General features: G+C 62.6%; 11 protein-coding genes. 2 read left to right on the forward strand and 9 right to left on the reverse strand.

The genetic code is table 11. The features are described from left to right. Positions 1 to 73 precede the first annotated feature (73 nt). A complete protein-coding gene (locus ACM3N8_RS18650; RefSeq protein WP_416016489.1) occupies positions 74 to 709 on the forward strand; it encodes a nicotinamidase in 636 nt (211 codons plus the stop codon). Between the two features lie 101 nt (positions 710 to 810). Next, positions 811 to 1989 carry a nicotinate phosphoribosyltransferase gene (gene pncB / locus ACM3N8_RS18655; protein ID WP_290018785.1) on the forward strand — a complete coding sequence of 393 codons (1179 nt, stop codon included), beginning with the start codon at positions 811 to 813 and terminating at the stop codon, positions 1987 to 1989. 76 nt (positions 1990 to 2065) lie between these two features. On the opposite strand, the gene ACM3N8_RS18660 is transcribed toward pncB, so the two are convergent. The 9 genes from ACM3N8_RS18660 to rph form a co-directional block, all read right to left on the reverse strand. After that, entirely contained in the window at positions 2066 to 2674 is a 609-nt protein-coding gene (locus ACM3N8_RS18660; protein ID WP_042870394.1) for a thiol:disulfide interchange protein DsbA/DsbL, read from the reverse strand. A gap of 657 nt (positions 2675 to 3331) precedes the next feature. Then, positions 3332 to 4321, reverse strand: coding sequence for a serine/threonine protein kinase (locus ACM3N8_RS18665; RefSeq protein ID WP_290018786.1), 990 nt, complete (start codon positions 4319 to 4321; stop codon positions 3332 to 3334). 140 nt (positions 4322 to 4461) lie between these two features. Further along, the gene (gene ccoG, locus ACM3N8_RS18670) at positions 4462 to 5910 is read right to left on the reverse strand and encodes a cytochrome c oxidase accessory protein CcoG (RefSeq protein ID WP_290018788.1); all 1449 of its coding nucleotides are present in this window, start codon (positions 5908 to 5910) and stop codon (positions 4462 to 4464) included. A 195-nt stretch (positions 5911 to 6105) separates the two neighbouring features. Beyond that, positions 6106 to 6369, reverse strand: a complete 264-nt coding sequence (locus ACM3N8_RS18675; RefSeq protein ID WP_042870400.1) for a YihD family protein — start codon at positions 6367 to 6369, stop codon at positions 6106 to 6108. A gap of 31 nt (positions 6370 to 6400) precedes the next feature. Continuing rightward, the gene (locus tag ACM3N8_RS18680) at positions 6401 to 7555 is read right to left on the reverse strand and encodes a diguanylate cyclase (protein ID WP_043142562.1); all 1155 of its coding nucleotides are present in this window, start codon (positions 7553 to 7555) and stop codon (positions 6401 to 6403) included. Between the two features lie 84 nt (positions 7556 to 7639). After that, positions 7640 to 8029, reverse strand: a complete 390-nt coding sequence (gene cueR, locus ACM3N8_RS18685; RefSeq protein ID WP_042035872.1) for a Cu(I)-responsive transcriptional regulator — start codon at positions 8027 to 8029, stop codon at positions 7640 to 7642. A gap of 10 nt (positions 8030 to 8039) precedes the next feature. Beyond that, positions 8040 to 10460, reverse strand: a complete 2421-nt coding sequence (locus ACM3N8_RS18690) for a heavy metal translocating P-type ATPase (RefSeq protein WP_290018789.1) — start codon at positions 10458 to 10460, stop codon at positions 8040 to 8042. Positions 10461 to 10656: 196 nt separating this feature from the next. Then, on the reverse strand, positions 10657 to 11310 hold the full coding sequence (gene pyrE / locus ACM3N8_RS18695; protein WP_241326151.1) for an orotate phosphoribosyltransferase: 654 nt from the start codon (positions 11308 to 11310) through the stop codon (positions 10657 to 10659). Between the two features lie 75 nt (positions 11311 to 11385). After that, positions 11386 to 12102 (reverse strand): ribonuclease PH, encoded by a 717-nt coding sequence (gene rph / locus ACM3N8_RS18700; RefSeq protein WP_043142571.1) that lies wholly within the window; start codon positions 12100 to 12102, stop codon positions 11386 to 11388. Between the last annotated feature and the right edge of the window lie 219 nt (positions 12103 to 12321).

The raw sequence follows: 12321 nt of genomic DNA on the forward strand, positions 1-12321 counted from the left end.
CGATCGCCCTGCTCGCCTTCGATTAATGTTTGGTAGATAATATCACACGAATAGTATGTGCAGGAGCCACTCAATGGGAACCGTCGCCAGCCTGGATATTGATGCGCAGAAGGGATTTACCCCCCTCTGCCCGAACGAACTGCCCGTCGTGGGCGGGGATGATATTGTGGCTGCGCTCAACGCTCAGGCCACCCTCGCCAGCCTGCGGATCGGCAGCAAGGATTCGCATCCCGCCAACGCCGCCTGGGCCGTCAGCGATCCCGCCGGCATGCTGCTGCCGCTGGACTTGCCCAATGCCGATCTCACCTGGCCTGTGCACTGCGTGCCGGGCACCCAGGGCTTCGAGCTGCTCGATGGTCTGCCCGCCCCCATAGATTACGACTTCTTCGTCTGGAAGGGGGTCGAGCCGGATCTGCATCCCTACGGCACCTGCTTCCACGATCTGGCCGAACGGCGCAGCACCGGGCTCATCGAGTTTCTGCATGCCCGTGGCGTCAATACCGTGCTGGTCGGCGGCCTCGCCACCGACTACTGCGTCAAGACCAGCGTGCTGCAACTGCGCCACGCCGGTTTCCGGGTGATCGTCCATCTCGATGCCTGCCGTGGCATAGCTCCCGAGACGGTTGCCTGCGCCTGCACCCAGATGATCGAGGCGGGTGCCGAACTGGCCCAGACCCTGATCGATGTACAACGCCTGCTGGACGCCTGATATGCCGCCTATCCTCACCCGCCAAGCCGATACCGGCGCCTGCACCTTACCTATGCGGCAGGGGAACGTCATCGCGCTCCCCAGCCTGCGGGGAGCCTGATATGCCACCGATCCTCACCAGCCTGCTCGACACCGACGCCTACAAGCTGCATATGCAGCAGGCGGTGTTCCATCGCTATCCGGATGCCGAGGTGGTGGCCGAGTTCCACAGCCGCAACGAAGAGGATCTGCTGCCCATGATGGGCCAGATCGAGGAGCAATTGCGCCTCGCCGGCTCCCTGCGGCTGACCAGACCCGAGCTCAATTTTCTGGCCGAGCGCCCCTTCTTCACCGCCGACTACCTGGATCACCTGCGCCGCAAGCCGCTCGATGCCTCCCTGCTCAAGGTGTTCGAGCAGGATGGCCGCATCAATGTGCGAGTCGAAGGGCCTTGGCAGGATGTGATCCTGTGGGAAATCCCTGTGCTCGCCATCATCAGCGAGATGCGCAACCGCTTCCGCTACCCCCAGTTTGGCGTCAGCCAGGCGCTGGATCGGCTCGATCAGAAGATCGACAAGCTGGAACATGAGCTGAGCAGCGACGAGATGAGCGAGTTCAACCTCATCGATTTTGGCACCCGCCGCCGCTTCTCCCACGCGGTGCAGGATGCCGTGGTGGGCCGCCTCAAGGAGCGCCTGCCGGCGTTTCGCGGCACCAGCAACTACCTGCTGGCCCAGAAGTATCAGTTGTCGGCTGTGGGCACCCAGGCCCACGAGTGGTTCCAGGCCCACCAGCAGCTCGGCTTCCCGCTGGAGCACAGCCAGCGCGCCGCCCTCACCAGCTGGCTGGACGAGTTCACCAACCACCTCGGCATCGCCCTGACCGACTGCATCACCATGGACGCCTTCCTGCGCGACTTCGATTTCGAGCTGGCCAGCCGCTATCAGGGGCTGCGCCACGACTCAGGCGATCCCGTGGTGTGGGGCGAGAAGGCCATCAGCCACTACCAGCAGCTCGGCATCAATCCCACCGACAAGACGCTGGTCTTCTCCGATGGGCTCAACCTCGACAAGGCGGTGCAGTTGTTCCGCCACTTCCGGGGCCGCATCAACACCAGCTTCGGCATAGGCACCAAGCTCACCTGCGATCTGCCCGGCGTCAGCCCGATGAACATCGTCTTCAAGCTGATGGAATGCAACGGCGGTCCGGTCGCCAAGATCTCCGACAGCCCGGGCAAGACCCTGTGCCGGGATGCGGACTTCATCCGCAACCTCAAGCAGGCCTTCCACGTCGGAGTCTGACTCCAGCCAATCTGATGCCAAACAAAAAGCCCGCCGGTTTGCACCGGCGGGCTTTTTTCATGAGGTCAGGAAATCATCAGTCTTTCTTGGCCAGCAGGAACTTCACCAGCTGGTTGAACTGCTCCTGGGAAGTAATGGATTCGATCTTCACCATGTACTTGCCGTTGACCAGGAAGGCCGGCACACCGCGGATGTTGTAGCTCTCGGTGTTGCGGTCAAACTGGGAGACCATGCCGGAGACGGCGAAGCTGTCGACGGCACCATCGAACTCTTCGGCCGGCACGCCGTTGTCCACGAAGATCTGCTTCACGTCGGTACGGCTCTGCGGGTACTGACGCTGGGTGTGGATCTTGTCGAAGATGGCCGGGGTCAGCTTGCCTTCAACATTCAGCAGGCTGGCAACGGCGTAGGCACGCTGCATCTCCGGACCCATCTCACGGCCCAGGAAGGCCACCGGGTTTTTCTTCATCGGCACGCCTTCCGGCAGATTCTTCTTCAGATCCGCGGCAATCGGCTCGAACTTGGCGCAATGAGGGCAGTAGTAGGAGAAGAACTCCAGCACTTCAGGTTGGGCGCTACCCGTCTGTTTGACCACGTCGTAGTTAACGCCTTCCTTGAATTCGGGGGCGGCGTGAACCATGGGGATCATCAGCATGGCAGCGAGGAAAAATAGTACTTTTTTCATGACGTTTCCTGTTAAGGGATCACTGTGAGGCACGCCCGGCGAACCGAAGCAGTGCCAAGCCTATTGTGTCGCCATGTCGGCGTCAATGGCAAAGGACCACACCGGCAGGCTCAACGGCAGGGAGCGCCATCGGCTGACAATCGCTGGGCATATGCCGACGGCCAACCTGCTCACCACCCCGGCGTCAGCGTCAGAGGCGGTGCCTTGAGCGCCTCCAGCTGGTCGTGCGGCAGATATGGTGATCTGCCGCGTCACCACCCCGGCGTCAGCGTCAGAGGTGGCGCCTTGAGCGCTTCCAGCTGGTCGTGCGGCAGATATGGTGATCTGCTGCATCACCACCCCGGCGCCAACGTCAGAGGCGGTGCCTTGAGCGCCTCCAGCTGGTCGTGCGGCAGATATGGGGATCTGCTGCGTCACCACCCCGGCGTCAACGTCAGAGGCGGTGCCTTGAGTGCCTCCAGCGGGTCGTGCAGCAGATATGGTGATCTGCCGCATCACCACCCCGACGTCAGCGTCAGAGGCGGTGCCTTGAGCGCCTCCAGCGGGTCGTGCAGGCAGATATGGGGATCTGCTGCGTCACCACCCCGGCGTCAGCGTCAGAGGCGGTGCCTTGAGCGCTTCCAGCTGGTCGTGCGGCAGATATGGGGATCTGCTGCGTCACCACCCCGGCGTCAGCGTCAGAGGCGGTGCCTTGAGCGCTTCCAGCTGGTCGTGCAGTATGGCGATCTGCTGGCGCCAGTAGTGGTCGGTATTGAACCAGGGGAAGTGGCGTGGAAAGGCCGGATCTTCCCAGCGTCGGGCCAGCCAGGCCATGTAGTGGACTATGCGCATGGCCCGCAGCGGCTCGATCAGCGCCAGCTCACGCGAGTCGAACTCCATGAACTCCTCATAGCCCGCCAGCAGGGTATCGAGCTGGATCAGCTGCTCGTGACGCTCGCCGTTGAACAGCATCCAGATATCCTGGATGGCGGGGCCGGTACGGCAGTCATCGAGATCGACGAACATGGGACCGTCGCGCCAGAGGATGTTGCCCGGGTGGCAGTCGCCGTGCAGGGAGATCTGTGCCACATCCAGGGTCATGGCGTCACAGACGTGCTTGATCAGCTCGTCGAGCACGCCGAAGAAGGATTTGGCCAGCCCGCTCGGCAGCCATTCGCCGGACGCCAGCAGCTGACGCGGCTCGTGCAGCATGCTCTCCACATCCAGCCGGACCCTGTGATGGAAGGGGCGGCTGGCGCCTATCTGGTGGATGCGGCCGAGATAGCGCCCCACCCACTCCAGCTGATCCAGGTTGTCCACCTCGAACTGGCGGCCCCCCACGCTCTGCCAGATGGCAAAGGGGTAGCCCTGATGCTCCAGCAGGGTCTCGCCGGCGAAGACGATGGGGGCGGCGACCGGGATCTCCGCCTCATTGAGGCGGGCGGCAAAGTCGTGCTCTTCCAGGATCTGGGCCCGGCTCCAGCGACCGGGACGATAAAACTTCACCACGTAGCGGCGACGATCCTCGTCCTGAAACTGGTAGACCCGGTTCTCGTAGCTGTTGAGCTCGATGAGGCCGGAGTCGATACGCAGGCCGCTGAGATCCAGCGCGTCCATGATGAGATCGGGATTGAGGTCGGAATAGTTGAAACGCATGTCATCCACCATAAGAAAGGGGCGCCGTTGCGCCCCAGTCTATCACCACTCGGTTCAATGGCGTTCAACCCAACCGGTTGCGCCACGCTTTCCTGCCATCACTGCGGTCACTGGGGGCCTGAACTGACCGGCCCCCACAGCTCTCTCCAGCATCATAGCCGGCTGATAAACTTGCTGGCCTGGCGCAGTGTGCCCTTGCTGTCATCCGGTGCCGTTCCATCCCGCTTGAGCACGAACTGGATGTCCAGAGTCGGCTTCTTCAGGTTGAAGGGGTCGACGGCCACGCTCACCGGCAGGGTGTAGATCTCGCCCGCCTTCAGGGTCACTTCGCGCGGACCGAACCACTGGTGCTCCGGCAGCCCCTCCACATCCAGCTGATAGGTCTGGGCATGCAGGGTCTTGTTGAGGATCTTGAGGGTGTAGGTGTTCTCGATAAGCCCCTCGCTGTTCTCGCGGAACAGCTGGTTGCGATCCCGCAGTATGTCGAGCCCCATCGGCATGATGGACATGGCGTTGTAGACGAACACCCCCAGCATGATGACCATCACCAGGCCGTAGCCGAGCAGCTTGGGCCGCGCCACATGGGTGCTGTTGTGAGCCAGCTTGTGCTCGGTGGTGTAGCTGATCAGCCCCTTCGGATAGCCCATGCGATCCATGGTCTGGTCACAGGCATCGACGCAGGCGCCGCAGTTGATGCACTCGTACTGCAGGCCGTCGCGGATGTCGATGCCGGTCGGGCAGACCTGCACGCAGAGATCGCAGTCGATGCAGTCACCCAGCCCCAGCGCCTTGGGATCGGCCTTGCGGGCACGGGCTCCCCGGGTCTCGCCACGCTTGGTGTCATAGCCGACGATGAAGGTATCCTTGTCGAACATGGCGGACTGGAAGCGGGCATAGGGGCACATGTGGATACACATGATGGCGCGCATCCAGCCGGCGTTGCCGTAAGTACAGGCGGCGAAGAACAGCACCCAGAAGATGACCCAACCGCTCGCCTGCAGGCTGAAGAAATCAGGCACCAGCTGGAAGACATCCTGGAAGTAGGCGACGAAGGTGAGACCTGTGCCCAGCGACAGCAGGATCCAGGCCAGATGCTTGGCGCCCTTGCGGGCCAGCTTCTCGCCACTCCAGGGAGCCGCATCCAGCTTGCGTCGTTTGTTGGCCGCCCCTTCCAGCTTCTCTTCAAACCAGATGAACATGAAGGTCCACACCGTCTGCGGGCAGAGATAGCCACACCAGACCCGGCCGAGGAAGGTGGTCACGAAGAAGAGCGCGAAGGCGGCGATCATGAAGATCCAGGCCAGCAGGGTCAGGTCCTGCGGCCAGATGGTGGCACCGAAGATGTGGAACTGCTGATGGCCGATATCGAACAACACGGCCTGACGACCGTCATAACGCAACCAGGGCAAGGCGACGAAGAGCACCACGAAGAACCAGCCCATGGCCTTGCGCACCCGCTGCCAGTAACCGGGTTGCGCCCTCACGTAGATGCGGTTGCCGGGATTGAACCTGTCATCGCCGGCTTTGAAGGTATTGGGGTTGTACGTCCCCGTTACATCGCCGGTGACATCCTTGATATCAATTTTTTCATGATCGGCCATTGCAAGACACAGCTCCCTTATTTGTTATGGGGCGGATTATATCTTAAACAACCTGCTAATTGTGTGGGTAAAATGTATCTAATGTTCGAGTGATGTCGCAATTTCAAGCAACAAAAAAGGCGTGTCGCCAGTTGACGAAACGCCTTTCTCAGAGATTCCTTTGAACACCATCAAAGGCTCCAGCTGGAGCAATCTTTACTTGATGCCGCGCGCCTTGAGCAGGGCTTCCTTGAAGTCGGGTACATGATCCTTGGCCAGGCCGGGGATCATCGCCTGCTTGTCGGACTCCCGCATCTTGAGGTGGTAGATCAGCATGTCGTCGGTCAGGTCGGACAAGGCACCCTCATAGCCGGCTTCCGCCGCCAGCTTGGCCACGAACTGCACCAGGCTGAGGTCCTGTTCCTTGATCCAGGCAGGCTGCAACAACTCCAGCAGCTCTTCGATACGATGACATTGCATAGACAACCTCTTTAAATCTGTCATGTGAAACTCAGGCAACCTTACCCATCAAGGCTACTTCGATACGATCCCGCCCATTATGCTTGGCCTGATAGAGGGCCGCATCCGCTTTTTGGATCAGCTCGGCGATGGAGCCGCTCTGATCCGGCACCAGGGTCGCCACCCCGAAGCTGCAACTGACCCGGCCGGAAACCAGGGATTTCTGGTGGGGAATGCCCAGTTCCTTGAGCGCCACCCGCACATTTTCGGCGATCTGCAGCGCTCCCTGCATGCTGGTACAGGGCAGCAGCAGGGCAAACTCCTCCCCGCCGTAACGAGCGGCGAGATCATCCTCGCGGCGCTGCACCTCGGCCAGCAGGCCCGCCACCCGCTGCAGGCACTCATCCCCCAGCTGATGACCATAGAGATCGTTGAATTGCTTGAAGTAATCCACATCCACCAGTACCAGTGACAGGGGCGCCCTGGCACGATGACAGCGGCGCCAGGCCCGCTCCAGGCTGTAATCCAGATGGGCGCGATTGGCGATGCCGGTCAGGCCATCCAGCCGGGAGGTGAGCTTGAGGTGCTCTGAGACCGCCTTCAGCTCGGCCACCAGATCGGCGTTGGAGAAACGGTGATAGAGGGAGGCGACCTGATCCCGCCGCAGACGGCGCAGCAGGGTCGGCAAGAAGACAAACAGATAGCCCGCCAGCATGCAGGAGACGATCCGCTCCTGCTCGTTGCCGGCCCCCAGCTCGAACAGCATGGCGAGCCCGAGCGGCAAGACGGCGCCGTAGAGGGAGCGGCGGCTGCCAAACAGCATGATGGCACTGCCGGTGAGGATCAGGCTGGAGAGCATCATCATGGCGGCGCGATAGGTGTCGGGCAGCTTGTCCATGTAGAGCAGCACGCCGAGCGCCCAGATGATGGAGGTGATGGTGACCCCGATAAAGAGCTCGCGCTCCAGCACAGGCAAGGGGATCTGCGCCAGCCTGGGCTGACGCCAGCGCAGGTGCCAGCCGCGACACAGCAGCAGCAGGCTGACCAGTGCCAGCCAGCCGAGCGCCTCGCCGGCGGGCAGGTAATCGTGGAACAACAGGCTCCAGCCGAGCGCCAGCAGACCCAGGCAAGGCAGGCTGAATGAGGCGTGAGTATAGAGCTGGGCCATGATGGCCTGCTTCACCTGACGTGTCACACTCTGAGTCAACTGCGTACTCCCTGTACAAGAGCCGCACAGTCTACCACTACCCCTTCCGGGCCAACAATAAAACGTCCGTTATTAAGCGGTTGGTCAGCCGCGCTCCAGCTCGTCCAGGATGGGGCACTCGGGGCTTTCATCCCCGTGGCAGCAGCAGACCAGCCCCTCGAGGGAGGCCAGCATGGCCTGCAAGCCGGCGATGCGGGCCCGCAGATCGACGATCTTCTCCTGTGCCAGCTTCTTCACCTGAGCACTGGTCCTGTGCTCGTCCCGGTAGAGCGCCAGCAGCTCCTGGCACTCCTCCAGATTGAAGCCTGTCTCCCGCGCCCGCTTGACGAAGCGCAGCTCCCGCAGCGCCCCCTCGGTGTAACTGCGATAGCCGTTATCGCTGCGTACCGGCGCCGAGATGAGGCCGATGCTCTCGTAGTAACGTATGGTCTTGGCGGTCAGCCCCGTGGCCTTGGCAACCTTGCTGATGTTCATTGATGACTCCTTACGAATCCAGGTGAGCGCCGGCATGGGTGCCCGCCTTGGGCTGCCAGCGTTTCAGTAACAGGGAATTGCTCAATACCGTGATGCTGCTCAGGGCCATGGCCGCGCCTGCCAGCTCGGGGCTGAGATAGCCCAGTGCCGCCAGCGGAATGCCGATGATGTTGAACACGAAGGCCCAGAACAGGTTCTGCTGTATGGTGCGCCAGGTGGCCGCCGAGATGTCGATGGCATCGGCCACCAGCCGCGGATCCGATCGCATGAGGGTGATGGAGGCCGTCTCCATCGCCACGTCCGAGCCTGAGCCCATGGCGATGCCCACATCCGCCGCCGCCAGCGCAGGGGCATCGTTCACCCCGTCCCCCACCATGGCCACCAGCCCGCTGGTTTGTGCGCGCAGCGCCTCCACCTTGTCTACCTTGCCGGCCGGCAGCACGGAGTCGAACGCCCCGTCCAGCCCCAGCTTGGCGGCGATATGGGCCACGGGTGCCGGCGCATCGCCGCTCACCAACCAGCTGGCGATGCCGCGCTGGCGCAGGGTGGCGATGGCTTCCGGGCTCTCCGGCCTCAGGGTATCGGCCAGGGCGGCGATGCCGACGGCTACACCGTCGATGGCGACCCAGACCCGGGTCGCACCGTCGGCAGGCTGTTCATCCTGCTGCGGCTGCTCAATCCCGAGCTGAGCCAGCAGGGCGGCGTTGCCGATGGCCACCTCATGGCCCGCCACCAGGCCTTTGATCCCGGCACCGACCCGCACCTCAACCTCCTCCGGCTGGGGCAGCGCCACGTCTGTGCCGACCGCCTCACGCATGGCCAGTGCCAGCGGATGCTCGCTCGCCTGCTGCAGGGCGGCTGCCAGCCGCAACTGCTCGTCATTGCCGCTCCAGCTCGCCAGCACGGGCCGCCCCTGAGTGAGCGTGCCTGTCTTGTCGAAGATGAGCGCCTTGATGGCGTGGGCCTTCTGCAGGGTATCCACATCCTTGATCAGGATGCCGTGGCGAGCCGCCACTCCGGTACCGGTGACGATGGCCGCCGGCGTCGCCAGCCCCAGCGCGCAGGGACAGGCGATCACCAGCACGGCCACGGCGGCCAGCAGCGCCTGACCGAAGTCGTTGCCGATGGCGTACCACACCAGCAGGGTGAACAGGGCTATGGCCATCACCACAGGCACGAACACGGCGGACACCTTGTCCACCAGCTGTTGCAGCGGCGCCTTGCCCATCTGGGCGCTCTCCACCAGGGCGATGATCTTGCTGAGGCTGGAATCCTCCCCCACAGTAGTGGCTTCGATCTCCAGCACGCCGGAGCGGTTGATGGCGCCGCCCAGCACGCTCTCCCCGATACCCCGCGGCACCGGCAGACTCTCGCCGGTGAGAATGGATTCATCCAGCTCACTCTCTCCGCTCACTATCTTGCCATCCACCGGCACCCGCTCGCCCACCAGCACCCGCAGCCGATCGCCGCGCAGCACCTCGTCGATGGCCAGGCTCTGCCAGCTCTCGCCACGCCAGACGGTGGCGGTTTCCGGCCGTAGCGCCATCAGTTCGCGAATGGCGGACTGGGTGCTGCGGCGGGCGCGGGCCTCCAGCAGTTTGCCCAACGAAATGAGCGTGATGATGATGGCGCTCGCCTCGAAATAGAGCTTGCCGCTGGCGGCCATCCCCAGCGTCAGCAGCAGGTAGAGGCTGTAGAAGTAGGCGGCACTGGTGCCGGTCGCCACCAGCACATCCATATTGGCCGCGCGGTTCTTGAGGGCGAGCCAGGCGCCGCGATAGAAACGGGCCCCAATCCAGAACTGCACCGGGGTGGCCAGCACCAGCTCCAGCCAGGCGGGCATATGCCAGGGCAGCAGCCCCGCCATGGCGATCATGCCTACCAGCAGCGGCAGGGTCAGCAGGGCCGAAATAACAACCTGGATCAGCGCCTTGTGCGCGGTGGCGGCCTCCTGCTCTTCACGCGCCTGCAACTGTTGGCGGCGCGCACTGGCCGAGCCCTGTGCCAGCTGGGCACCAAAGCCAAGCGCCTCTATCTGCTCGCGCAACGAGGCCGGGGTCTGCATGCCGGGCACCAGCTCGATGCGGGCCTGTTCGATGGAGAAATTGACCTCGGCCGAGAGCACGCCCGGCAGCGCCGCCAGCATCTTGTTGAGACGTGCGGAGCAACCGGCACAGGTCATGCCGCTGATCTGGAAGGAGAGGGTCTCGTGGCCGTAGCCGTAACCCTGCCCTGTGATGCTGTCGAGTACCTCGGGCAAGCGGGCCGGGTCACCTAGCTCGATGGCCGCCTGCTCCAGCGCGAAGTTGACGGTGGCCGTCACGCCATCGAGCTGGTTGAGGGCTGTGCTGATGCGGCTGGCGCAGTTTGCGCAGCTCATGCCGCTGAGCGGCAGTTGCAGATGAATGGGGGGTTGAAGTTGGGTGCTCATGCTGTTCCTCCTCGGAACCAATCGGCCAAACTGGCTGCCGACCGCTAAACCCTAACCTTTACTGTAAGGGCAAGCTCAAGCCACGACACGCACTTTTTTAAACATGAAAAAAACGGCGCCCGCCCCCTGCCGGATCCCCCGGACAGGCGACGGGCGCCACCGTATTGACGTCACGCCTTATAAGAGCAGCCGGTGATCAGATACCGTACTGGGCGCGATAAGCCTGCATGGCAACCAGCTGCTCGGCCAGTTCCGGCCGCTCCGCCTGCTGCTCTTCCAGATAAGCGATGAGATCCGCCATCTGGATGATAGCGATGATGTGGGCGCCGTAGTCGCGCTCCACCTCCTGGATAGCGGAGAGCTCCCCCTTGCCCTTCTCTTGGCGATCCAGCGCGATCAGTACCCCGGCCAGCGAGGCGCCGTTGGCCTGGATCAGATCCATGGATTCGCGGATGGCGGTGCCGGCGGTGATGACGTCATCCACCAGCATGATGCGCCCCTTGAGCGGGCTGCCCACCAGATTGCCGCCTTCACCGTGATCCTTGGCCTCCTTGCGGTTGAAGCACCAGGGCACATCCACGTCGTGTTGCTCCACCAGCTGCACTGCGGTGGCGGAGGCGATGGGGATCCCCTTGTAGGCCGGGCCAAACAGCACATCGAACTCGATGCCGGCATCCATCAGGGCGGCGGCATAGAAGCGGCCGAGGCGGGCCAGATCGCGACCGCTGTTGAACAGACCGGCGTTGAAGAAGTAGGGGCTTTTACGACCGGATTTCAGGGTAAATTCACCGAATTTGAGGACCTGTTTCTCCAGGGCGAACTCGATAAATTGACGCTGGTAGGCTTTCATTCTGGCTCCTTGCTTGGCTTGTCGTTTACTTGTGTGGGGGTATAAAAAAACGCGGTCAATGCCGCGTTTTTAAAATTATGAAAGCGACTGCTTCTGCAGCCCAATGATCTCTTCAATGCCGCCCTTGGCGAGCCCCAGCATCGCCAGCAGCTCCTCATGGGTGAAGGGTTCCGCCTCCGCGGTGCCCTGCACCTCTATGATGCGACCATCTTCGGTCATCACCACGTTCATGTCGGTCTCGGCGGCGGAGTCTTCGATGTACTCCAGATCACAGATGGCTTCGCCCTGATACATGCCGACGGAGACGGCGGCGATCATCTGCTTGAGCGGGCTCTGCTTGAGCATGCCCTTGCCTACCATCCAGTTCAGCGCGTCCACCAGGGCCACACAGGCACCGGTAATGGCGGCGGTGCGGGTGCCACCATCGGCTTGCAGCACGTCGCAGTCCACCGTGATGGAGTGCTCGCCCAGCGCGGTCAGATCGACGGCAGCACGCAGGGAGCGGGCGATCAGACGGGAGATCTCCAGGGTGCGGCCACTCTGCTTGCCGGCGGCGGCTTCACGGTTCATGCGCGAATGGGTGGAGCGCGGCAGCATGCCGTATTCGGCGGTGACCCAACCCTGACCCTTCCCTTTCAGGAAGCGCGGAACGCTGGTGTCGACGCTGGCGGTGCAGAGCACGCGAGTGTTACCGAACTCCACCAGCACTGAGCCTTCTGCATGTTTGGTGAAATTGCGGGTAATGGTAACCGGGCGAAGTTGCGCGGCACTGCGATCGCTTGGACGTGACATGGAACGGACCTCTGGGCTGGCTCAAATTGGCGAAGGAGTATAAGTGATCCAGCCCCAAATATCAGCCGCTAAGAAGCCGTTCATCATCGGTCGTGAGCAGTCATCGCAAGGGCGAGGGAGCGCACAGAAACCGGCGTCCATCACCCTCGTTTATGAGCCGGGGCAGTACCGGGCCCGGCTCAATACTGTCCCACAAAAGCTGGAACGGGTTCTAAAGCC

The organism is Aeromonas sp. A04 (assembly GCF_047780465.1).
Lineage (GTDB): Bacteria > Pseudomonadota > Gammaproteobacteria > Enterobacterales > Aeromonadaceae > Aeromonas > Aeromonas bestiarum.